This is a genomic window from Variovorax sp. S12S4 (assembly GCF_023195515.1).
Taxonomy (GTDB): domain Bacteria; phylum Pseudomonadota; class Gammaproteobacteria; order Burkholderiales; family Burkholderiaceae_C; genus Variovorax.
In genome coordinates, this window is sequence record NZ_JALPKR020000002.1 from 1,390,584 (window position 1) to 1,414,108 (window position 23,525).

14 protein-coding genes and 5 pseudogenes are annotated in these 23,525 nt (G+C 66.6%); 8 read left to right on the plus strand and 11 right to left on the minus strand.

Annotated elements, in window-relative coordinates; translation table 11 throughout:
* Window positions 1-78: 78 nt before the first annotated feature.
* The 5 genes and pseudogenes from M0765_RS07155 to M0765_RS07175 all read left to right on the plus strand — a co-directional run bounded on the left by M0765_RS07155 (window position 79) and on the right by M0765_RS07175 (window position 5,955).
* Window positions 79-1,008 (plus strand): branched-chain amino acid ABC transporter permease, encoded by a 930-nt coding sequence (locus M0765_RS07155; RefSeq protein ID WP_258502809.1) that lies wholly within the window; start codon window positions 79-81, stop codon window positions 1,006-1,008.
* Window position 1,009: 1 nt separating this feature from the next.
* Window positions 1,010-2,068 (plus strand): annotated as a pseudogene (locus M0765_RS07160) (branched-chain amino acid ABC transporter permease); the annotation flags it as partial.
* A gap of 59 nt (window positions 2,069-2,127) precedes the next feature.
* Window positions 2,128-3,459, plus strand: a complete 1,332-nt coding sequence (locus M0765_RS07165) for an ABC transporter substrate-binding protein (RefSeq protein ID WP_258502810.1) — start codon at window positions 2,128-2,130, stop codon at window positions 3,457-3,459.
* 88 nt (window positions 3,460-3,547) lie between these two features.
* On the plus strand, window positions 3,548-4,360 hold the full coding sequence (locus M0765_RS07170) for an ABC transporter ATP-binding protein (protein WP_258502811.1): 813 nt from the start codon (window positions 3,548-3,550) through the stop codon (window positions 4,358-4,360).
* 348 nt (window positions 4,361-4,708) lie between these two features.
* Window positions 4,709-5,955: pseudogene (locus M0765_RS07175) on the plus strand (phenylacetate--CoA ligase family protein).
* Here M0765_RS07175 and M0765_RS07180 read toward each other — a convergent pair.
* Both M0765_RS07180 and M0765_RS07190 read right to left on the minus strand, forming a co-directional pair.
* Window positions 5,946-6,956 carry a hypothetical protein gene (locus M0765_RS07180; RefSeq protein WP_258502812.1) on the minus strand — a complete coding sequence of 337 codons (1,011 nt, stop codon included), beginning with the start codon at window positions 6,954-6,956 and terminating at the stop codon, window positions 5,946-5,948. The pseudogene M0765_RS07175 and the gene M0765_RS07180 sit on opposite strands and share 10 nt — an antisense overlap.
* A 126-nt stretch (window positions 6,957-7,082) precedes the next feature.
* A pseudogene (locus tag M0765_RS07190) lies at window positions 7,083-8,203 on the minus strand (citrate synthase/methylcitrate synthase).
* A gap of 77 nt (window positions 8,204-8,280) precedes the next feature.
* Here M0765_RS07190 and M0765_RS07195 point away from each other — a divergent pair.
* Window positions 8,281-9,447: a citrate synthase gene (locus M0765_RS07195; protein WP_258502813.1), complete on the plus strand. Its 1,167-nt coding sequence runs from the start codon at window positions 8,281-8,283 to the stop codon at window positions 9,445-9,447.
* Between the two features lie 24 nt (window positions 9,448-9,471).
* Here the strand turns inward: M0765_RS07195 and M0765_RS07200 are convergent, their stop codons facing one another.
* The 3 genes and pseudogenes from M0765_RS07200 to M0765_RS28990 form a co-directional block, all read right to left on the minus strand.
* Entirely contained in the window at window positions 9,472-10,041 is a 570-nt protein-coding gene (locus tag M0765_RS07200; RefSeq protein WP_274708767.1) for a type 1 glutamine amidotransferase domain-containing protein, read from the minus strand.
* A gap of 158 nt (window positions 10,042-10,199) precedes the next feature.
* Window positions 10,200-10,469 (minus strand): annotated as a pseudogene (locus tag M0765_RS07205) (peptidase M48); the annotation flags it as partial.
* Between the two features lie 15 nt (window positions 10,470-10,484).
* The gene (locus M0765_RS28990) at window positions 10,485-11,390 is read right to left on the minus strand and encodes a M48 family metallopeptidase (protein WP_274708768.1); all 906 of its coding nucleotides are present in this window, start codon (window positions 11,388-11,390) and stop codon (window positions 10,485-10,487) included.
* A gap of 204 nt (window positions 11,391-11,594) precedes the next feature.
* Between M0765_RS28990 and M0765_RS07220 the strand changes: the two genes are divergently transcribed.
* A complete protein-coding gene (locus M0765_RS07220) occupies window positions 11,595-12,572 on the plus strand; it encodes a tripartite tricarboxylate transporter substrate-binding protein (protein WP_258502815.1) in 978 nt (325 codons plus the stop codon).
* 78 nt (window positions 12,573-12,650) lie between these two features.
* Here the strand turns inward: M0765_RS07220 and M0765_RS07225 are convergent, their stop codons facing one another.
* Entirely contained in the window at window positions 12,651-14,771 is a 2,121-nt protein-coding gene (locus M0765_RS07225) for a PQQ-dependent dehydrogenase, methanol/ethanol family (RefSeq protein WP_258502817.1), read from the minus strand.
* A 161-nt stretch (window positions 14,772-14,932) separates the two neighbouring features.
* Here M0765_RS07225 and M0765_RS07230 point away from each other — a divergent pair, with 161 nt between their 5' ends.
* Window positions 14,933-16,216 (plus strand): helix-turn-helix domain-containing protein, encoded by a 1,284-nt coding sequence (locus M0765_RS07230; RefSeq protein WP_258502818.1) that lies wholly within the window; start codon window positions 14,933-14,935, stop codon window positions 16,214-16,216.
* A gap of 4 nt (window positions 16,217-16,220) precedes the next feature.
* On the opposite strand, the pseudogene M0765_RS07235 reads toward M0765_RS07230, so the two are convergent.
* The 5 genes and pseudogenes from M0765_RS07235 to xylF form a co-directional block, all read right to left on the minus strand.
* Window positions 16,221-18,687, minus strand: a pseudogene (locus M0765_RS07235) (membrane-bound PQQ-dependent dehydrogenase, glucose/quinate/shikimate family).
* A 140-nt stretch (window positions 18,688-18,827) separates the two neighbouring features.
* Window positions 18,828-19,988, minus strand: coding sequence for an ROK family transcriptional regulator (locus tag M0765_RS07240; RefSeq protein WP_258502819.1), 1,161 nt, complete (start codon window positions 19,986-19,988; stop codon window positions 18,828-18,830).
* A 34-nt stretch (window positions 19,989-20,022) separates the two neighbouring features.
* Window positions 20,023-20,799, minus strand: a complete 777-nt coding sequence (locus tag M0765_RS07245) for an ATP-binding cassette domain-containing protein (RefSeq protein ID WP_126748502.1) — start codon at window positions 20,797-20,799, stop codon at window positions 20,023-20,025.
* 315 nt (window positions 20,800-21,114) lie between these two features.
* Window positions 21,115-22,305, minus strand: coding sequence for a sugar ABC transporter permease (locus M0765_RS07250; RefSeq protein WP_258502823.1), 1,191 nt, complete (start codon window positions 22,303-22,305; stop codon window positions 21,115-21,117).
* Window positions 22,306-22,438: 133 nt separating this feature from the next.
* The gene (xylF, locus tag M0765_RS07255) at window positions 22,439-23,461 is read right to left on the minus strand and encodes a D-xylose ABC transporter substrate-binding protein (protein WP_258502824.1); all 1,023 of its coding nucleotides are present in this window, start codon (window positions 23,459-23,461) and stop codon (window positions 22,439-22,441) included.
* Between the last annotated feature and the right edge of the window lie 64 nt (window positions 23,462-23,525).

The window sequence follows — 23,525 nt, forward strand, 5'->3', positions numbered from 1 at the left end:
CGCTTCATCGAGCGCCGCCTGCCCCCCACCCCAACCCTCCCCGGAAGGGGAGGGAGAAGAACAAGAGAGACATTGACCATGGGCTTTTTCCTCGAAACCCTCTTCGGCGGCCTCATGGTCGGCATGCTCTATTCGCTGATCGCCATCGGCTTCGTGCTGATCTACAAGGCCTCGGGCGTCTTCAACTTTGCGCAGGGCGCCATGGTGCTGTTCGCGGCGCTGGCCATGGCGCGCTTTGCCGAGTGGTTTCCGCAGTGGTTCGGCTTCGAAAGCCAGATCCTCGCGAACATCCTGGCCTTTGTCGCGGCCATGGGCGTAATGGTGATCGTGGCCTGGCTCATCGAGCGGCTCGCGCTCAGCAAGCTGGTGAACCAGGAAGGCATCACGCTCCTGATGGCCACGCTGGGCATTGCCTACTTTCTGGATGGCGTGGGCCAGACGATCTTCGGCAACGACATCTACAAGATCGACGTGGGCATGCCCAAGGAACCGCTGATGGTGCTGCAGGGTACCTTCCAGGGCGGGCTGCTGCTGAGCCAGGAGGACCTGATTGCCGCGCTGGTGGCAGCGGGCCTTGTGGTGGTGCTGGCCATCTTCTTCCAGAAGACCGCCACGGGCCGCGCGCTGCGCGCGGTGGCCGACGACCACCAGGCCGCGCAGTCCATCGGCATTCCGCTCAAGCGCATCTGGGTGATCGTGTGGTCGGTGGCCGGCTTCTCGGCTCTGGTGGCCGGGATCATCTGGGGATCGAAGCTGGGCGTGCAGTTCTCGCTTTCGCTGGTGGCGCTGAAGGCGCTGCCGGTGGTGATTCTGGGTGGCCTCACCTCGATTCCGGGCGCCATCATCGGCGGCCTGCTGATCGGTGTGGGCGAGAAGCTTTCTGAAATTTATCTCGGCCCCATGCTCGGTGGCGGCATCGAGATCTGGTTTGCCTACGTTCTTGCCCTGGTCTTCCTGCTGGTTCGCCCGCAAGGCCTGTTCGGCGAGAAGATCATCGATCGGGTTTGAGATGTTCTATAGAGAAAACGGCCAATTCAAGTCGAGCTACAGGGCCGACCAGCAGATCTTCCCGATCGCGCAGGACCGCATCGCCATCCTGGTGCTGCTGCTCGTGGCTTTCATCGTGGTGCCGCTGGGCGTGTCCGACTACTGGATGCGCGCCATCCTCACGCCCTTCCTGATTCTTTCGCTTGCGGCGCTGGGCCTCAACATCCTGGTCGGCTACTGCGGGCAGATCTCGCTGGGCACCGGCGCCTTCATGGCGGTGGGCGCGTATGCGGCCTACAACTTCCAGGTGCGCATCGACGGCATGCCGCTGATTGCATCGCTGCTGCTCGGCGGCCTCTGCGCCACGATCATCGGCGTGCTGTTCGGTATTCCCAGCTTGCGCATCAAGGGGCTGTACCTCGCGGTGGCCACGCTGGCGGCGCAGTTCTTCACCGACTGGGCGTTTCTTCGCATCCAGTGGTTCACCAACAACTCGTCGTCGGGTTCGGTGAGCGTGGCGGGGCTCAACGTGTTCGGCGTGCCGATCGAGTCGCCGGTGCAGAAGTATCTGTTCTGCCTGGTCTTCGTGGTGGTGTTCGCGCTGCTCGCCAAGAACCTGGTGCGCAGCGCCATCGGCCGCGAGTGGATGGCCATGCGCGACATGGACGTGGCCGCCGCGGTGATCGGCATTCGCCCGGTGTACGCCAAGCTCACGGCCTTTGCGGTGAGCAGCTTCATCGTCGGCGTGGCCGGCGCGCTGTGGGGCTTCATTCACCTGGGCGCATGGGAGCCGGCGGCGTTCAGCATCGACCGCTCGTTCCAGCTGCTCTTCATGGTGATCATCGGCGGGCTCGGCTCAATCATGGGCAGCTTCTTCGGCGCCGCGTTCATCGTGCTGCTGCCGCTCTTTTTGAACCAGCTGCCCGGGTGGCTGGGCTTCTCGATTTCGACCGCGCTGGCCTCGCACCTGGAGACCATGATCTTCGGCGCGCTGATCGTGTTCTTCCTGATCGTGGAGCCGCACGGCCTTGCAAGGCTGTGGTCCACGGGCAAGGAGAAATTGCGGCTCTGGCCCTTCCCCCAGTTGATTTTCTTCGTTCGTAGAAACCGGCACAGAGGTGCCCACATAAGGAGACAGGCATGAAACTGAAATCGCTCGCTCTGACCGCCGCCCTGGTGGCCGGCACTGTCGGCACGCTGCTCGCGCCATCGCTCGCGCAAGCCCAGGCCAAGGAACAGTTCTTCCCGCTGCTGGTGTACCGCACCGGGCCGTACGCGCCCAACGGCACGCCATGGGCCAACGGCAAGCAGGACTACATCAAGTACGTCAACGCCACAGGCGGCATCAACGGCGTGAAGATTGCCTACGAAGAATGCGAGACCGGCTACGCGACCGACAAGGGCGTGGAGTGCTACGAGCGGCTGAAGGGCCGCCCCGGCGTGACGCTGTTCGACCCGCAGGCGACCGGCATCACCTTTGCGCTGACCGACAAGGTGCCCACCGACAAGATCCCGCTCATCACGCTGGGCTACGGCCTCTCGGCGTCGCAGGACGGCAGCGTGTTCAAGTGGAACTTCCCGCTGATGGGCAGCTACTGGACCGCGGCCGACATCCTGGTGCAGCACATCGGCAAGAAGGAAGGCGGCATGGACAAGCTCAAGGGCAAGAAGATCGCCCTTGTCTATCACGACTCGCCTTTCGGCAAGGAGCCGATTCCGCTGCTGCAGGAGCGCGCCAAGCAGAACGGCTTCGAGCTGTCGCTCATTCCGGTCACCGCGCCCGGCGTCGAGCAGAAGTCCGCCTGGCTGCAGGTGCGCCAGTCGCGTCCCGACTACGTGCTGCTGTGGGGCTGGGGCGTGATGAACTCCACCGCACTGAAGGAAGCTGTGGCCACGGGCTACCCGCGCGAGAAGATGTACGGCGTGTGGTGGGCCGGCGCCGAGCCCGACGTGAAGGACGTGGGCGCCAATGCCAAGGGCTACAACGCGCTGGCGCTCAACACCTCGGGCACCGAGCCCAAGGTGATCCAGGAAATCCTCAAGCAGGTGCACGACAAGGGCCAGGGCACGGGACCGAAGGAAGAAGTGGGCTCGGTGCTCTACACGCGCGGCGTGATCATCCAGATGCTCGGCGTCGAAGCCGTGAAGCGCGCGCAGGAGCGCTTCGGCAAAGGCAAGGTCATGACCGGCGAGCAAGTGCGCTGGGGCATGGAGAACCTGGCGCTCGACCAGAAGAAGCTCGACTCGCTGGGCTTCTCGGGCGTGCTGCGTCCGCTGAGCACATCGTGCCAGGACCACATGGGATCGACCTGGGCGCGCGTGCACACCTGGGACGGCGCCAAGTGGGGCGGCATGTCCGACTGGTACCAGGCCGACGAGCAGATCATCAAGCCGATGGTGAAGGTTGCGGCCGAGAAGTACGCGGGCGAGAAGAAGCTCACCCGCCGCGACGCGGCGGACTGCAGCTCCTGATGACCTGACGACGGTGGCGGCTCGCAAGAGCCGCCATTCGAAAGAACAGCCTCCTGTCGTTGTTCTTTCGAATGCTTCGGAACACACCATGAGCGAATCCAAAATCCTTCTCGACGTCAACGGCATCGAGGTCATCTACAACCACGTGATCCTGGTGCTGAAAGGCGTTTCGCTCACGGTACCCGAGGGCGGCATCGTGGCGCTGCTCGGCGGCAATGGCGCGGGCAAGACAACCACGCTGCGCGCGGTGAGCAACCTGCTCGCGGGCGAACGCGGCGCGGTGACCAAGGGCACCATCGAGTTGCGCGGCGAGCGCATCGAGGCGCTCTCGCCCTCCGAACTGGTGAAGCGCGGGCTGATCCAGGTGATGGAAGGCCGCCACTGCTTCGCGCACCTGACGATCGAGGAAAACCTGATGACCGGCGCCTACACGCGCACCGACGGCAAGGCGGCGGTGCAGCAGACGCTGGAGAAGGTGTATGCGTACTTCCCGCGCCTGAGGACGCGGCGCACATCGCAGGCGGCCTACACCTCGGGCGGCGAGCAGCAGATGTGCGCCATCGGCCGCGCGCTGATGGCCAACCCGACGATGGTGCTGCTCGACGAGCCGTCGATGGGCCTGGCGCCGCAGATCGTGGAGGAGGTGTTCGAGATCGTGAAAGACCTGAACACCAAGGAGCGCGTGACCTTTCTGCTGGCCGAGCAGAACACCAACATGGCGCTGCGCTACGCCGACTACGGCTACATCCTGGAGAACGGCCGCATCGTGATGGACGGCGAGGCCAAGAGCCTGCGCGAGAACGAGGACGTGAAAGAGTTCTATCTTGGCGTCGGCGGTGCGGACCGGAAGAGTTTTCGCGACGTGAAGAGCTACAAGCGGCGCAAGAGGTGGCTGGCGTGAAGCACCGGTGCGCTGCTGTTCAGGGCGCGATCCCGCCGACGGGGTACCTTGCTCCGCGAATGTCCCCCGCCTTCGGCTCCTCCTTTATTTCGCTGCGCAAGGCACCCCATCGGCGTGCTCGTTGCACAGAGCAGTGGTTGATCAGCGGTACACCAGCAGCGTGCCCCGGTGCACAGGGCATCGGGTGCTCCCCGCAGCGAAATAAAGGAGGAGGGGCGCAGCCCCGGGGGACATTCGCGGAGGGGGAGTACCCGGTGGCCTTTGCACACGCCCTGAGGGCTCCCGCATTGCACAGCGCCGCAAACCAGCCTCACGGAATAACAGAACTGAAAGATGAAGGGTACGGACATGACCGACCACTACGACAAGCTAGAAATCCGTGACCCCGCCGAACGCGAGCGCGACCTCCTGGCCGCGTTGCCGAAGCAGATTGCGCAGGCCCAGACCGCCGCGCCCGCTTTCGCAAAGATTTTCGACGGCGTAAAGCCCGCCGACATCACGACACGCGAAGCGCTCGCCAAGCTGCCCGTCACGCGCAAGACGGAACTGCTCGAACTGCAGAAGCAGCGCCGCGCCGACGACCCTTTGGCGGGTTTTCTGCCATCGGCCGCGGCACCCGCATGCCGCGCGTGTTCGCAAGCCCCGGCACCATCTACGAGCCCGAAGGCGAAGCGCGCGACTACTGGCGCACCGCACGTGCATTGCATGCGGCGGGCTTTCGCACCGGCGAGCTCATCCACAACAGCTTCAGCTACCACATGACACCGGCCGGCTCCATCATGGAGAGCGGCGCGCGTGCCATGGGTTGCACCGTGTTTGCTGGCGGCACCGGCCAGACCGAGCAGCAGCTCGAAGCCATGGTCGACCTGAAACCCGAGGGCTATGCAGGCACGCCGAGCTTCCTGAAAATCTTGCTCGAAAAGGCCGAAGAGAAAGGCCTGAAGCTGCCTTCGCTCACCAAGGCCCTTGTTTCCGGCGAAGCCTTTCCGCCCAGCCTGCACGACTGGATTGCTGCGCATGGCGTGAAGGGCACGCAGTGCTATGCCACTGCCGACCTCGGCCTGATCGCTTATGAGACCAGCGCACGCGAAGGCCTGGTGATCGACGAAGGCGTGCTGGTCGAGATCGTGCGCCCCGGCACCGGAGATCCGGTGCCCGACGGCGAGGTGGGCGAGATTGTGGTGACCACCTTCAACCCCGACTACCCGCTGGTGCGCTTTGGCACCGGAGACCTCTCCGCGGTGCTCGCGGGCACCTGCCCTACCGGCCGCACCAACAAGCGCATCAAGGGCTGGCTCGGCCGCGCCGACCAGACCACCAAGGTGCGCGGCATGTTTGTGCATCCTTCGCAGGTGGCCGAGATCGCGCGACGTTTTCCGGAGATCGTGCGCGCGCGCCTCGTGGTGTCAGGCGAAATGGGCGACGACCAGATGACCTTCAGGCTCGAGTGCGCCGGCGCGCCGGCCGGGCTCGATGCGCGCATTGCCGATGCGGTGCGCGAAGTGACCAAGCTGCGCGGCACCATCGAGCTGGTGGCGCCGGGCACGCTCCCAAACGACGGCAAGGTGATCGAGGACGCGCGCAGCTACAAGTAGCGGCGGTAGAGGCGGCGCGTGATGGCGCGCACCAGCACCACCAGCAGCACCAGGTAGACCGCCGCCATTGCGATGGCGAGCATCAAGAGATTGCCGTCGCTGCTGCGACCCGAAAAGCTCACGCTGGCAACCCACACCAGCCCGCCGACGGCGAGGGCAATGCAGACCGCCTGCAGCATGGCAAAAGCCGTAACCGCCGCCGCCACGGCCCTGAAAGGACGCGTTTGCACGGGCGCCGGCGCGGCGCCGAGCCATGCGCCCCAGAACGCCAGGCCATAGACCAGCAGCGGCACCGCGAACCAGCCGAGAAGAAGCGGCAGCAGGTCGGAGTCCCTCGACGTGTCGACCCAGCCGCTTGCGACGTTGCCGACCCACATCTGCAGCGAGACGAACATCGCGGCGATCACGAGCGCCACCGCGCGGCGGGTCGATGTTGCGGCAGCGGGCGCGTCATCCTCGATGGCCATGCCGCGCTCGCGCAGTGCGAAACGGGCGGCAAGCCACACGCTCGCAACCAGAACAATCATCTGGATGACCGACTGCACCAGCATCGACATGGCCATGATCGAGCGAAGGCCGTACATGTCGACCGTCTCGTGCAGCGAGCCGCCCGGCATGAAGAGCACCTGTGCCTGGTAGAACAGCGGCGTCAATGCAAGCGCATTGATGACCATCGCCGGCAGGAACACGGCGGCAAAACGGCTCGTTGGACTGCGAAGCTGCGCAACACGGGCGGCGCCGCGCTCGTCGAGCGCCTTGCGCGCATGGCACCACGCCAGCGTAGCGGCCAGCAGCCACACCGTGGCAACGCGAGACAGCAGCGGAACCCACACGCCCGGCTGCGCGTACACGCTGCGCATCTGCTCGCTGTGCGGCGACGAAGGCAGCAGCTGCACCGTCATGTTCACGATGAAGAGGGCCGCATCGATCGCCACCACGATCCATGCGAAGTCCATGGGCAGGCGCTGCGCGCGCTCGAAGGAAGATGGGGATGCCGCCATACGATGGGAATACTTTCGCCTTGATGAATCCGTCGCCCGGCGTGCGTGGGCCGGGCGATTCGAAAACGGCGAGCGTACCGGAACGCGGCGGCAATCCGGAGACCACGCGATGCGGCCTGCTTGAGCTCAGTGCGCGAGCGCGGCCTCGGCCTCTTCAGGCGCGGGCCCCACGTACACCGATTGCGGCCTTATCAACCGCCCCTTCTTCACCTGCTCGCGCGCATGCGCGATCCATCCGCTCACGCGTCCGGCGGCGAACACGCAGGTGAAGCTCTCGCGGCCGAAGCCCAGCGCTTCGAGCAGCAGCGCGGTGTAGAACTCCACATTGGTTTCGAGCGCGCGGCCGGGCTTCTTCTCGCGCAGGATGGCGAGCGCGGCTTTCTCGGCAGCCTCGGCCAGTTCGAAGCGCGCCGCATTGACGCTGCCCTCGGCGCCCAGCCGGCGCAGCGCCCCTTGAGCGCATCGGCGCGCGGATCGCGCACGCGGTAGATGCGATGGCCGAAGCCCATCAGCCGCTGGCCGTCGGCCACGGCCGCTTCGAGCCAGGCCCGGGCATTGGCCGCGGTGCCGATGGCATCGAGCGCGTCGAGCACCGGGCCCGGCGCACCGCCATGCAAGGGGCCCTTGAGTGCGCTGATGCCGGCGAGCACCGCCGACGCAAGCCCCGCGCCGGTCGAGGCCACCACCCGCGCGGCAAAGGTCGACGCATTCAGGCCGTGATCGCAGACGGTGACCAGGTAGGTGTCGAGCGCGGCAACCCGCGCCTCGGTGGGGGTGCGGCCGTGCAGCATGCGAAGCATGTCGGCAGCCTGCGGCAGCGCTTCGTCGGGTGCGAGCGCCTGCACGCCCAGCCGCCAGCGCGTCACCGCTGCGGTGTAGACCGCAGGCGCCGCCACCAGCCGCAGCGCGGTGGGCAGGTCGTCGCCGTCGGGCAGGCGCGCCAGCAGGGCACGGACCGCTTCGATGGGCGGCAGCTTGCGCAGCATGGCATCGTCATTGGGTTGCAGCCGCTCGAAGGCCTCGCGCCGTGCGCGGCCCAGCCCTGCGCGCAGGCCGGCTGCGTCGGGCAGTTTGTCGAAGAAGCCCTGGAACAGCAGCGCCACCGCTTCTTCGTAGCGCCAGTGCTGCGCGATTTCATCGAGCTCATGGCCGCGAATCACCAGCCGGCCGGCGGCGCCATCCACTTCGGACAACACCGTGTGCGCGGCCACCACGCCTTCGAGGCCGCCGCCATCTTCGTCGTTCATTTCTTGCACTCCTTGATGAGATGGCGTTCATTCTGTCGGCGCTAACATTGACGTCAATCTTGATTTAATCCATCAACATGACCAAACCACCGCTCTGGCTGCCCGCCGCAGAGGCGCTCGAACTGATGCAGGTGCGGCCGCAAACCCTCTACGCCAGCGTGAGCCGTGGCCGCATTCGCGCCAAGCCCGACGCGGCGGACCCGCGCCGCAGCCTCTACAACCGCGACGACGTGCAGCGCATTGCTGCGCGCACGCGCGGGCGGCGCAGCAGCGAGGCGGTGGCAAGCGAAGCCATTCAATGGGGCGAGCCGGTGCTGTCCTCCGGCGTGTCCACGGTGGCCGAGGGGCGGCTCTGGTACCGCGGGCAGGACGCCTGTCTGCTGGCGGAGCATGCAACGCTGGAAGACGTGGCGGGGCTGCTGTGGGAGAGCGCACCGCAGCGCTTCGCATGCACTGCCTCCCTACCGGTGAGCAACACCAAGCAAGCGACGTCCTTGCAGGCGGGCCTGCTCGCACTCGCGGCGCGAGCCGCGGTCGATCTGCCCTCGCGCGGCCGCTCACGCGCGGTGCTGCAGGCCGAGGCAGCGGAAGCGATCGGCACGCTGGCCAATGCACTGCTGGGGCCGGCCTCTTCGGCCGCCTTGCCCTTGCATGCGCGGCTTGCCGCGGCCTGGCGCCGCCCCAAAGCGGCCGATGCATTGCGCCGCGCGCTGGTGCTGATGGCCGACCATGAACTCAACGCATCGACCTTCGCGGCGCGCGTGACTGCATCGACCGGTGCTTCGATGGCGGCGTGCCTGCTCACCGGCCTTTCGACGCTCACAGGTCCGTTGCATGGCGGCGCGGCGGCGGCGGTCCAGGCGCTCGTGCGCGACGCCGCCGCGTCGGGCAGCGAGGCCGCGGTGCGCGAGTGGCTCGCGCACGACCGGCCGCTCGCGGCTTTCGGCCACCCGCTGTATCCGCAAGGCGACGCGCGCTGCGCGGCGCTGCTCGCGGGCATCGAGCTTCCGCCCGTGTTCGCGGAGCTGCGTGCCGCGGGCGAAAGGCTGCTGGGCGAAGCGGTGAACATCGACTTTGCGCTGGTGGCCATGGCGGCCGTGCACAAGCTGCCGGCCGATGCACCGTTCATGCTTTTTGCGCTCGCGCGCACGGTGGGCTGGACGGCCCACGTGCTCGAGCAGCAGGCCACAGGGCAACTGATAAGGCCGCGTGCGCGCTACACGGGGCCGGACTTCACACCCTGAATACCGGCCCCGTTCCAGCCCGCATCAATGAATGGCGTCTTCGTAAGAGAGTTCGAACACCTTCGTCATCTCGCGGTTGAACGCGGGCAGGTCATCGGGTTTGCGGCTCGTCACCAGGTTCTGGTCGACCACCACTTCCTTGTCGAACCACTTCGCGCCGGCGTTCTGCAGGTCTGCGCGCAGCGACGGCCACGAGGTCATCTTGCGGCCCTTGGCGCCGCCCGCGTCGATGAGCGTCCATGGGCCATGGCAGATTGCGGCAATGGGTTTGCCCGCTTCGACGAACGCGCGCACGAAGGCCACGGCCTTCTGGTCGATGCGCAGCGCATCGGGGTTGACGACACCGCCGGGCAAAAGCAGTGCATCGAAATCATCGGCATTGGCGTTCTTGAGCGGCACGTCGACTTCGAAGGTGTCGGCCGGGTCGAGGTGTCTCCAGGCGCGCACGCTGCCGTCGAGCGGCGAAACGATCTGCGTCTGCGCGCCGGCGCCTTCGAGCGCCTTGCGCGGCTCGGTCATCTCGGCTTGCTCGAAGCCGTCGGACACGAGGATGGCAACCTTCATTCCGTCGAGTGAAGAAGAAATTACGGACATGGGTGAAGACTCCTTGGACAAGAGTTCACCCTAAAGCCCACCCCCACGGCGTGCATCGGCACCGGCCGGGTCCGCCTGTCGGACAGTTCGACAGGCGGAAAACTTCTCTTACGCTTTGATGGCCATCACCTGGCCGTCACCTGGCCATGACCCGGCCGTCACTTGCGGCAGGAAACCGGCAAGGCTTTTTGCGACAGGTCGTCGCCGGCCACGCAGTTCCAGGCAATGCCTTCCTCGGTAGCCGAGGGTTCCATGCGCAGCGTGCCCTTTGCCTTGGGGAGCTCCACGTCGACCACCATGGTGTCGGTATCGAGCGTCAGCACAGAACCGCCGGGCAAGGCCTCGGGCGCGCCGGCGGTTGCAAGGGATTCGGGAATCTCCTGCTTCTCCTTGTAGTAGTTGCCAAGTGCTTCGCGCACCGGCGCGGCTTCCGTCCAAGCCTGCTAAACCGCGGCGCGCGACTCGTAGTCCTTGTAGGCCGGCAGGGCCACGGCAGCCAGCACGCCGATGATGGCCACCACCACCAGCAGGCCAAGCGCGCCGCCGCCGGCGCGACCGGTGTAGGGCACGAAGATCGCGAGCACATAGGCCAGCGGATTGCGGCTCGGCAACTTGGCGGCCGGATCGATGGTGCGCGCCACGCGCTTGGTGAGCCACGGATAGCCGGCGATCAATTCATGGAACGAGGCCCAGAAACCGCTGTTGCCGGCCGATTGGTTGGCATAGCGCTGCAGGTCGACATTGCGCCATTGCTGCGCGCCGGCCGCCAGTGCCACGAGTGCGCGGGGTGGGGAGTCGGCCTGCTCGCAGCAGGCGGCGCCGTGCAGGTCGCAGGTGTATTCCTGCGCGCGCGAATAGGCGGCGCCGAGCAGCGGAATCCAAAGCACCGGTGCGCGCCAGATGTGGCCCGTGAGGTGGCCGCGGCGGATGTGGCCGAGTTCGTGGCCGATGTAGAAGTTGATGCCGTCGGGCTGCGCTTCCATGGCGTCGACCACGTCGGACAGCAGCACGACGAAGTTGCGGCCGAAAAAGCGCGTGGCAAAGGCATTGAAGATGCCGTCGCCGTGCAGCAGGTAGGCCTCGGGCGGCTCCTCGATGCCGAGATAGCCGCAGCACGCCTGGAAGCGTGCATGCAGCTCAGGCAGCTGCGTGGGCGAGAGCTTGACGGCCGTGCCCTTGATCCAGGCAATGACGGCCGATTGTGCGAATACGTAGCCGATGAAACCAAGCAGCACATAAATAAGTGCAATGCCGAAAGTGCCGAGCACCAGCGCCGCCCAGACCAGCAGGCCGAGCCCGAGCGTGATGTTGCCGAGCCAGCGCTCGCGCGGATAAACCCAGGGATCCATTGAAATTCCTCCTCGATGCGGCCTTGGGGCCAGCAGTGTTGTGGTTATTTTTTCGCGCCCCCTCAGGCGCGAGTTGCGAGCGCGCATCATGCCCCAGGAAAGGGCATATTTCGGGCCCGTCCTAAGGGCTATTCGCTAGAGGTCAGGTCACGGTCAGCCCTTATGATCGCGGCCATTTTCAATTTCACCGTCTCCGGAGACACCATGAAGAAACTGCTTGCACTCACGGCGCTTGCCGCTGCCGCCGTCGGCGTCCATGCCCAGGATTTCCCCGCAGGCAAGACCGTCACCATCGTGGTGCCGTTCACGGCCGGCGGCCCAACCGACCGGGTGGCCCGCGACCTGGCTGAATCGCTGCAGAAGACCCTCGGCGCGACCATCGTGGTGGACAACACCGCCGGCGCCGGCAGCTCCATAGGCACCGCCAAGGTGGCCCGCGCCGCACCGGACGGCCACACGCTGCTGTTGAACCACATCGCCATGTCGACCATGCCGGCGCTGTACCGCAAGCTGCCGTTCAACGTCGAGAACGACTTCGAATACCTCGGCATGGTCAATGAAGTGCCGATGACGCTCATCGGCAAGCCCGGCCTGCCGGCCAACAACTACAAGGAACTGACGGGCTGGATCGAGGCCAACAAGGGCAAGATCAACCTCGGCAACGCCGGCCTGGGCGCAGCCTCGCACCTGTGCGGCCTGCTGTTCCAGAGCGCCCTCAAGACCGAGATGACGCCGGTTCCCTACAAGGGCACGGCACCGGCCATTGCCGACCTGCTGGGCGGCCAGATCGACCTGTTGTGCGACCAGACCACCAACACCACGTCGCAGATCGAAGCCAAGAAGGTCAAGGCCTACGCCGTGACCACGTCCAAGCGCCTGACCACGCCGGCGGTGCTGAAAGACCTGCCCACGCTCTCCGAATCGGGCCTGAAGGACTTCGAAGTGACCATCTGGCACGGCGTGTACGCGCCCAAGGGCACGCCGGCACCGGTGCTGAAGAAGCTCAACGAAGCCATCAAGGCCGCCATGAAGGACCCGGGCTTCATCAAGCGCCAGGAAGGCCTTGGCGCGGTGATCACCACCGACAAGCGCGTGGAGCCGGCCGAGCACAAGAAGTTCGTCTCGGCTGAAATCGCCAAGTGGGGCCCGATCATCAAGGCCGCAGGCGTGTACGCCGACTGATCGTTTTCGAATCTTCGGACAAGTAAAAAGCCGCCGGACCTCAGGTCCGGCGGCTTTTTAATGCTGCGGCTGGTTGCTTTACTTGGGCCGTATCGCGTCCGCCGTGCCCTGGATGAAGGCCTTGATGCTCTCGATGTCGTCACCCGAGAGCTTGCCCGTGAAGTCGGGCATGCCGCGCGCCATGGCCGGGCCCTTGAGCACGAACTTGTCCAGGTTCTCGATGTACGCCGCGTCCATGTAGCCCAGGTTGGGGATGTTGCCGCCGCGGTCCACGCCCGGCACGCCGTGGCAGAACACGCAGTTGCTCACGTAGAGCATGGTGCCGGCCTGCACCTTGGCGGGGTCGTACTTCACGCCTTCGACCAGCTTGCTCATGCGGTACTGCACGAAGTCCGGCATCTTGGCGGTGCCGCCGACGGCAAAGGTGTACACGGTGCCCGGGCCCTGCCTTTCGGTGGCGCGCTGCGCCAGCCCGTAGACGCCGCCCCAGCCCACCGCAACCGACACGTACTGCTTGCCGTCGACCATGTAGGTCGAGGGTGCCGCGACCACGCCGGTGCCGGTGGGGGTTTCCCACAGCTTCTCGCCGGTCTTGGCGTTGTAGGCCAGGAGGCGCCCGTCGGCGGTGCCCTGAAACACCAGGTTGCCCGCGGTGGTGAGCGTGCCGCCATTCCACGGCGAGGCGTAGTCGACGCCCCATGCTTCCTTCTGGGCCACCGGGTCCCATGCCACCAGCCGGCCGAAGGGCTTGCTCTTGGGCGGCTCGGCATTGGCGAACATGGCGGTGTTCCAGCCCATGGCGCCATGCGGGCGGCCGGGCACGTTCTGGTCGAACTTCCAGTCCTTGTCGTCCATCAGGTTGAGCGGCACATGCTGCGCGGGCACATAGGCCAGGCCGGTCTGCGGGTTGAACGACATCGGGTGCCAGTTGTGCGCGCCGAAGGGCCCCGGAATGCTGTCGCCGGGCTTTTCGTTCTGGCGCGCGGCGGCAATCTCGATCGGGCGGCCGTTGGTGTCGTAGCCGGTGGCCCAGTTCACCTCGACAAAATTCCTGGCCGAGATGAACTTGCCGTTGGTGCGGTCGATGACAAAGAAGAAGCCGTTCTTCGGCGCATGCAGGATCACCTTGCGCGGCTTGCCGCCGATCTGGATGTTGGCCAGGATCATGGGCTGGGTCGACGTGTAGTCCCAGTTGTCGCCCGGGGTTTCCTGGTAGTGCCACACGTACTTTCCGGTGTCGGGGTTGAGGGCCACCACCGAGCCGAGGTAGAGGTTGTCTCCGCCGCCGGGGCTGCGCTTGCTGCGCGCCCACGGCGAGCCGTTGCCGGTGCCCACGTACATCAGGTTGAGCTCGGGATCGAAGGCGAAGGTGTCCCACGCGGTGCCGCCGCCGCCGGCTTCCCAATATTTGCCGCTGGGGTCCCAGGTCTTGGCCGCGCGCGCCATCGACTCGTCCTCGAAGGGCTTGGACGGATCGCCCGGCACGGTGAACCAGCGCCACTTCTGCTCGCCCGTGGCGGCGTCGTAGGCCGTGACGTAGCCGCGCACACCGTACTCGGCGCCGCCGTTGCCGATGATGACCTTGCCCTTGAAGACGCGCGGCGCGCCGGTGATGGTGTAGGAGCCCTTCTGCCCCTCGATGGTGTTCTTCTCCCAGACCTTCTGGCCCGTGGCCGCATCGAGTGCGATCAGGCGCCCGTCGTAAGCGCCCACGTAGACCTTGCCCTCGTACAGCGCCACGCCGCGGTTCACCACGTCGCAGCAGCCCCTGAAGCCCTTGGACTTGTCGACCTGCGGATCGAAGGTCCAGAGCCTCTGCCCGGTACGCGTGTCGACGGCGTGCACCACGCTCCACGAGGCCGTGACGTACATGATGCCGTCCACCACCAGCGGCGTGGCCTCCACGCCGCGCGTGGACTCCAGGTTGTACGACCACACCAGGCCGAGCTGCTTCACGTTGCCGGCGTTCACCTGGTCGAGCTTGCTGAAACGGGTCTCGGCGTAGTCGAGGCCGTAGCTTGGCCAGTCGGGTGTCTTCTTCTGGGCCGCGTTGGCGCGAATGAAGTCGCCGTTGACCTTCTTGACGGCAGCGCCCGCGCGGTCTTGTGCGCTGGCGGAACCCTGCGCGGTGGCCACCGGCGCGCACAGGCTCAGCAATGCACCGGCAAGCACAAGCAGGCCGGAGTGGATCTTTTTCATCGTGAGTCTCCTTTGTGCCGCAAGGATCGTTTTTGCCGCACTCGCCTTCACCCTCGGGATTTCCCCAGTCCGGCGCTGTTCCATTGCGGAACACATTCGCAGGGGTCAGCAACTCCCCTTCGTCCCCTCCGATTTCCCCGTTTCGAGGAGCAGCGAACAGCATGGCTTTCGAAAGGCTGGGCAAGGCCAATGCGCCGCGCCAACTCTTTTCAACGACGCCGGCGCAGCGCGTGGCGCTCGCGCGGCAGCAGTTCTTCGAGGAAGGCGTGCGGCCCTCGGGGCTGGTCGGCGAAGCAGTGATCCAGTCGTGGCTGCGCTGCACCCGCACGCACAGCGACAGGCAGCGCATCGTTCCCTTCGACGCGGTCACGCCCAGCCGGCTGCACGCCACGCTGGCGCGCAACCGCGAGCTGCTCGAAGTGGCGCGGCAGGAACTCGCGAGCATGGAAAGTGCGCTCGCGGGCACCGATTGCCGCGTGATCCTGACCGACGGCGAAGGCGTGGTGGTGCATGTCACGCAACAGCCGGCCGCCGCATACCAGCCGGTGCTGCGCAAGACGGCGCGCGTGGGCGTGAACATTTCCGAACGCATCGTCGGCACCACCGCGCCGGGTATCGTGGCGACCACCGGGCAGGCCTGCACCGTCGACGGGGCGGAGCACTACTTCGACGTGCTGTCGCAGATGCAATGCGCCGCAGCGCCCATTCGCGGCGTGACAGGCCAGCTGGCCGGCGTGCTCGACATCACGATGGAAGCGCGGCGCTTCGGTTTCGACGCGGCGTCGATGGTGGCGCTGTACGCGACGATCATCGAGAACCGACTGCTGCAGGCACAGTCGTGCGATCACCTGATCCTGCGCTTTCAGGCCAGCCCCAACCTGCTCGGCACGCCGATGGAAGCGCTGGCCGGCGTGGCGCCCGACGGCACCATTGCCTGGCTCAACGGCGCCGGCGCGCGGCTGATCGGCCGCCTGCCTGAAGACACTTGCGAGCGCGCTGTGGAGTCGATGCTGGGCCACGATCTGGCGAGCCTGCTGCGGCTGGGCCGTCGCGAGGCCGCGCAGCCGATGCGCTTGGCGAGTGGCCTCGGCGTTTGGGTGCAGGCGCGGCTGAAGGCTGCGGACGGCGCCGACTTCAGGAACGCGGTGGCCATGCCCGGCGAGGCCGCGCCGGTGTTGCCGGTCGAACCTGCAGCCGCGATGAAGGCGCCTGTGGCAGAAGGTTGCGCGGACCCGGCCATGCCGAACCCCATGCAAGCGGAAGCGTCGCATGGCGAAACCCTGCGCGAGCACAGCCGCAAGCTGATCGAGGAAGCCCTGGCGGCGCAAGGCGGCAACGTGTCGCAGGCGGCGCGCCAGCTGGGCGTGTCGCGCGGCACGCTGTACCGCCGCTTGCGCGGCTGGCGCGAAGAGGACGGCCAGGGCGCGCCGCTCGCAGCGGGCTGAGCCCTCAGCGCTTGGGCAATGCGTAGGCGATCACATGGTCGCCCGTGCTCGTGCCGAGGGAACCATGGCCGCCCGCGGCCACCACCACGTATTGGCGTCCGTCGCTGCCAGCGTAGGTCATGGGCGTGGCCTGTCCGCCGGCCGGCAGGCGGCTGCGCCACAGCTCCTTGCCGTTGGCGACGTCATAGGCGCGCAGGTAGTAGTCGAGCGTGCCCGACAAGAAGGCCACGCCACCGGCCGTCATGATCGGTCCGCCGAGGCTGGGCACGCCCATCGCAAAGGGCAGCGGCAACGGCGAGCTGTCGCGCACGGTGCCGTTCTTGTGCTTCCACACCACCCTGCCGGTGCGCAGGTCGGCCCCCGCCACGTGGCCCCAGGGCGGTGCCTGGCACGGCAGGCCCAGCACCGAGGTGAAGGCGCTGAGCTGCACCGCGAAGGGCGCACCGAAGTTCTCGTTGAGCGCGGGCAGGCTGTCGTTGGGCCGGTCCTTGCCCTGCACGTAGAGCGAGGTGTCGTCCTTGCGCGGAATGAGCTTGGACACGAAGGCCAGCGAGGCGGGCGTGGTGAACGCCATCTGCCGCTGCGGATCGACGGCGACGCTGCCCCAGTTGAAGACGCCGAAGTTGCCCGGGTAGATCAGCGAGCCCTCGGTCGAAGGCGGTGTGTAGCGGCCCTCGTAGCGCAGGCGATGAAATGCGATGCGGCACGCGAGCTGGTCGAACACGGTGCCGCCCCACATGTCGGCCGGCGTGAGCGCGGGCGGATCGAAAGACAGGTCCGACACGGGTTGCGTGAGCGAAGTGTGGTCGCCTTCCGCCGGGCCTTGCGGCGCGGGCCGCTCATGCACGTTCACCACGGGTTTGCCGTCGCGGCGGTCGAGCACGAACAGCTCGCCCTGCTTGGTGGGCTGCACCAGCGCGGGCACTGTCTCGTTGCCTACGCGCAAGTCGATGAGGCTGGGCTGCGAGGGAACGTCGTAGTCCCACAAGTCGTGGTGCACGGTCTGGAAGCTCCAGCGCACACGGCCGGTGGCCAGGTCGAGCGCCACCACCGACGACGAGTAGCGCTCCGCCCCTTCGGTGCGCTTGCCGCCCCACTGGTCGGGCGGCTGGTTGCCGGTGGGCACGTAGACCATGCCCAGCGCCTCGTCGACGCTGGAGATCGACCAGCTGTTCGGCGAATTGGCGGTGTACGTGCGGTCGGCCGCAATGGGCGCGGTTTCATCCGGGTTGCCCGAGTCCCAGTTCCACACCAGCGCGCCGGTGTCGATGTCGAAGGCGCGGATCACGCCCGAGGTCTCCTGGGTCGAGACGTTGTCGAGCACGGTACCGCCGACGATGATGAGCGAGCGCGTCACGACCACGGGCGAGGTCGAGTAGTAGGAGCCGGGCTTCACGTTGGGCATGTTCTTCCAGAGGTCGATCTGGCCGGTGCCGCCGCCGAAGCGCATGCAGGGTTTGCCGCTCTCGGGGTTGAGCGCGAGGATGCGGCCATCCGCGGTGGGCATGAAGAGCTTGGCGTCGCAATCGCCACCGGCGGGTGCGGGTGCGGGTGCTTGCGCAGCGGGTGCCGGCGTAGCAGTGGAAGCGGCCGCGGGCCGCACGGCACTGCCGGGGTCATACGAAAGGCCGCGGCAAGTCAGGTGCTGCAATGCGAGGGGGCGGCGAATCTCGGGCGTGTAGCGCCACAGCTGCTCACCCGTGGTCGCGTTCAGCGCCACCACCGACTGGTGCGGCGTGCAAAGAAAAAGCCGCTCGCCGATTTTCAGCGGCGTGACCTCGAAGGTCGTCTCCTCGGGGTCGCCGCTCTGGCCGCGCACGTCGCCGGTGCGAAAGTGCCACGCTTCCTGAAGCTGGCCGACGTTGGCCGGCGTGATCTGGTCGAGCGCCGAATAGCGCTGGCCCATGCCGTTGCCGCCATAGGCAGTCCAATCCTGCCTGGGGGGCGGCGGGCTGGCGGGTGTAGCGGCGGCGGCCACAGGTGCCGTGGGTGCGGGCATGGTGCCTTCCACACGCGTGGCGGGGTCTCGCGTCCACGAAACCAGCGCGGCCAGCAGAAAGGCCAACAGCACCACGCCAAGAAAACCGCGCGCGGGCGCCACGCCAACGGCGTTGCGGCGCACAAGCGCGCGCCGCCACCCACGGGGTGAGCAGGAACACGCCGATCACGAAGAACACATCGCCGCGCGCCGCCAGCGGCCACCAGTCGAAGCCCACCTCCCACAAGGCCCATGCCAACGTGAATGCCACCACGAGCGCATAGACCCACACGCCCGCGCCGCCTCCGCGCGGCAGCAGCACCGCGGCAAGGATGAGTCCGAGCCCCGCAGCCACGTAGTACCAGGAGCCGCCGAGCACGACGAGCCACGCGCCCGCCGCACCCAGCGCCAGGCCCGCAAGGCCGATGACCACCGCGGTGACAGTCAGCAGCGTGGAAGAAGGCGCACGTAGGCGCGCGGCGGCGTCGGGCATGGCATGAAGCTCCTTGTTGTTCCCGGGTTCTTGGAGACTGCGAAGTCAAGAACCTAGGCCAAGGCCACGGCGACGCGCGTAGGCGGTTTGCGCATGTGGCCGTGCAATGCCGGTGGCGATGCCGCTTTGAAGAGAGTCTTTTAGTTCGAAGGTACTCGGTCTTCGCGCGCGGCGCGGGCACGGCGCGTGCGCGCATCGGGCTGCAGCGGCCGCAGGTATTCATGCAGCGCCAGTGCCGCAGCGCCGACAGCGGCTGCAAGTTCGCCGTAGCGCGCCAGGCGCAGGTCGGGCGCGGGCATGCCGGCCGCTTCGGCCTGGCGCTCGACCACTTTGAAGGCCGCTTGCAACAGGCCGGGATGGTTGGTGCACGACTTGCCGCCGAGCACGATGGCGCGTGGATCGAAGGTGACCCACAGGTTCTGCAGCAGCACACCGAGGACGGCGGCCGCATGCGCCATGCCGGGCGCTTCGCGCTCGAGCGCGCGCGAGCCGAAGAAGGCTTCGGCGCAGCCCCGGCGGCCGCACGAGCACAGCGGCCCGTCGATCTGCAGGATGGTGTGGCCGATCTCACCGGCCATGCCCTGCGCGCCGGTGAAGAGGCGGTCGTTCAGCACCACGCCGGCGCCCACGCCCACGTCGCAGCTGACGAAGATCAGCGGGTCTCCGCCTTCGCTGCCGAAAAATTCATACTCGCCGAGTGCGCCGGCATCGGCATCGTTCTGCAGCTGCACGGTCACGCCCGGAAGCCCCGCAGCGGCAAAGGCTTTCTCTAGCGCAGGCAGCAGGCTCACATTGCGCCAGCCGAGATTGGGCGCGAAGCGGACCACGCCGGTGCAATCGTCCACCGCGCCCGGCACGCCGACACCGATGCTCGACAGGCGCAGCCCGAGGCTTTTCAGCCGCGCGTGCGCCGCCGCGGCCATGCGCGCGACCTGCGCGCATACGCCCGCGGGCGTGCCGTCGGCCAGCGCTTGCGTGTCGGCATGAAGCACTTCGCCCTGCAGCGAGACGCACACGAGACGCACCGTTTCGACCGCGATCTCGACGCCCATCAACGCGCGCACGCCGACGTTGATCTGCAGCGGCGTGGAGGGGCGCCCCAAGCCATCGGCAACAGTGGCACCCGCTTCGCTGAGCCAGCCCTCGTCAAGCAGTTCGCGCACCAGCAGGCTCACGGTCGATTTGGTGAGCCCGCTTTCCGCGGCCAGCCGCGCACGCGACAGGCCGGGCCGCGCGCGCAGCAGGCGCAGCAGTGCGCTGCGGTTCATTCGCTTGAGGAGTTGCTGGTCGCCGATGGTCATGAACCAGCCCCCAGCGCACGAACCACGACCGCGTTCACCTGTGCGCCTGCTCTTTTCCTTCGGGGCGCTTGCCGGCGATGATCATGCCGAGCACTTCGTCTTCGGTAACGTCGGCGGTGCGGTAGGTGCCCACGAGCTTGCCGTTCTTCATGACGGCGACGCGGTCGCTGAGGGAGAACACATCGGGCATGTCGTGCGTGATCAGGAAGATGCCGACACCGTCGGCCTTGAGCTGCTTCACGAGCCCGCCGACCATGGCGGTTTCTTCGGGCCCGAGGGCGGCACAGGGCTCGTCCATGATGAGAATGCGCGCGTTGAAATACAGCGCGCGCGAGATCGCCACCACCTGCCGCTGTCCACCCGAGAGCCTGCGCACCGGAATGCGGATGTTGGTGAAGTTCTTGTTCAGGCGCTGGAACACCTTGCGCGCCTGCACTTCCATGAAATGATCGTCGAGCGTGTTCCAGCGCGTCATCTTCTCGCGGCCGAGAAAGAGGTTGGACACGGAGTCGAGGTTGTCGGCCAGCGCGAGCGTCTGGTAGATGGTCTCGATGCCCAGCGCCTGCGCCTCGGCGGGGGTGCGGATGTGGACCTTCTCGCCCGCGATCAGCGTGTCGCCCGAATCGATCGGGTAGGCGCCGGCGAGCATCTTCATGAGCGTGGACTTGCCTGCGCCGTTGTGGCCCAGCACTGCGACCACTTCACCGGGGTGGAGGTTGATGCTCACACCGTCCACGGCTTTTACGCCGCCGAAGGCTTTGCGGATTTCGCGCAGTTCGACCAAAGGTTTTGCGGTGTCTGGCGTGGTCATCTGGCTTCCGTTGCTGTGGGCACGTTGTTGTTCAGGGCGTGTGCAAAGGCCACCGGGTACTCCCCCTCCGCGAATGTCCCCCGGCCTGCGGCCTCCTCCTTTATTTCGCTGCGTGGAGCACCCGATGCCCTGTGCACTGGGACACGCTCTTGGTGTACCGCTGATCAACGACCGCTCTTTGCAACGCTCCCGCTGGCGGGGTGCCTTGCGCAGCGAAATAAAGGAGGAGGCCGCAGGCCGGGGGACATTCGCGGAGAAAGGTACCCCGTCGGCGGGTGCGCGCCCCGAACCAGACCGTGAACGACGCAAGTTCATCTAGTTCTCCCCAAACTTGCGCCGATACAGCACGTCGAACACAACAGCCACGATCAGCACCTGCCCGATGATCACCATGCGCTTGCCGATGGGGACGTCGAGCAGCAGCATGCCGCTGTCGAGCGACTGCATGATGAGCGCGCCCAGCACCGAGCCGAAGATCGAGCCGGTACCGCCCGCGAGTGCGGTGCCGCCGATGACGGCCGCCGCGATCACGTACAGCTCCATGCCGGTGCCCAGCGAGTTGGTGCCGGCATTGAGGCGTGCAATCGACACGATGGCCGCCACCGTGACCAGCACCGCGAGCAACGCGAACAGCATCAGCGTGACGCGCTTCACCGGAATGCCCACCAGCGCCGCCGCATCGGGGTTGCCGCCCATCGCGAAAACGTAGCGACCGAAGCGCGTGCGGTGAACGATGAACGAGAGCACGATAGCCACCACGGCCCAGATCAGCACCGGAATCGGCAGGCCCTGCGGCGCGTCCTTAGAGGCAATCTGGTAGTTGTTCATGACCGCCGCGAAGACGAACACCACGGCTGCGGGCACCGCCGTCAGCAGCACCTCCATCCACAGCGGCTCGTTGGGCATTTCATGATGGGCGCGGGCGCGGCGCTTCTGCAGCATGCGGGCGAACAGCACCAGTGCCACGAAAGCAGCGATAGCCCAGGTTGCCGTGGTGCCAATGCCGCCGTCGTAGCCTCCGCCGAGCCTCTGAAAGAACTCGTCGTTCACCGGCTGTGTCTTGCCGTCGGCCACCAGGAAGGCTGCGCCGCGAAACGACATCAGGCCGCCCAGCGTGACCACGAACGACGGTACGCCCAGCATGGCGGTGAGCCAGCCCTGGTAGATGGACACCAGCAGCGCCACCGCAAGGCCCGCCAGGCAGGCCGTGGGCCACGACCAGCCCGAGGTGTATTGCAGGTAGGCGATCAGCACGCCGACGAAGCCCATGACGGAGCCCACCGAGAGGTCGATGTGGCGCGCGACGATGACCAGCACCATCACCGTCGACACGATGCCCACCACGGCCGTCTGCTGCGCCACGTTGTAGAGGTTCTCGGGCGAAAGAAACACGCCGCCGGACATCACGTTGAAGACCACGCCCATCGCGATCAGCAGCACGCTCATCAACAGCAGCCGCAGGTCGACGCCGGTGCGCCGCCACCAGCCTGGTGTTTGGTTGCTCATTTTTTTTGTGCCCTCTCGAAGGTACAGGTGTGCGGCAGCTCTCCGGCCGGGCCCGCGGGCCGGCCGGCGCAGTGCTGCGCCGATCAACAGCGAGCGGTTGTGCTCGCAGCCGTCGTTGTTGCTGCTGTTGTCACTACTTGCAGGCCGCGGGCGCGCTGGCCGCCGGAACGCCCTTGCAGAGCTCGTCCTTCTTGATCCAGCCGGCCTTCACGACCACGTCGAGGTTGTCGCGCGTGACTGGCACCGGCGTGAGCAGGCGCGACGAGAGCGAGATCTTCTTCGGCCCGGAATTCCAGGGCGCGGCCTTTTCGACCGGCTTGCCTTGCGACAGTGCGATGGCAGCGCTGGCGGCCTCGCGTCCGAGCTCGCGCGAGTCCTTGAAGATGGTGGCGGTCTGCGTGCCCAGTGCAATGCGGTTGAGCGCCGCAAAGTCGGCGTCCTGGCCCGACACCGGAATGCCGCGCAGGCCCTTGGCCGTGAGCGCGGCCACCGCACCGCCGGCGGTGCCATCGTTCGCTGCCACCACCGCGTCGACCTTGTTGCCGACCTTGGTGAGGATCTGCTCCATGTTCTTTTGCGCGACCTCGGGCTTCCAGCCTTCGGTGTATTCGTCGCCGACGATCTTGATGTCGCCCTTCTTCACGGCGGCGTCCAGCACCTCCTGCTGGCCCGCACGCAAAAAGTCCGCGTTCGGGTCGCTCGGCGAGCCCTTGATGATCACGTAGTTGCCCTTGGGCTTGACCTTGAACACCTCGCGCGCCTCCATGCGGCCGACCTCGACGTTGTCGAACGTGATGTAGAAGACGCCGGGCGCTTCGATCAACCGGTCATACGCCACCACGGGCACCTTCTGGCGCGTGGCCTTGGTGATGGCGGGCAGGATCGCGTCCTTGTCCATCGCAAGCACGATGAGCGCCTTGGCCCCCTTGGACATCAGCCCCTCGATATCGCCCAGCTGCTTTTCAGGCGAACCACCCGCATCGGCGCTGATGTACTTGGCGCCGAGCTTCTCGAGCTGGGCCTTGATGGCAGCCTCGTCCGTCTTCCATCGCTCTTCCTGGAAGTTGGACCAGCTCACGCCGACCACGGTCTGGGCCAATGCGCTCACTGCGGTGAGGCCGAAGGCCATGGCGGCCAAGGTGTGCTTGAGTTGCATCGATGTCTCTCCTGTGGTGGTGCCCGGCGAAAACGCCGTGTAAGAAATTAGTTAGTTTGAAGGG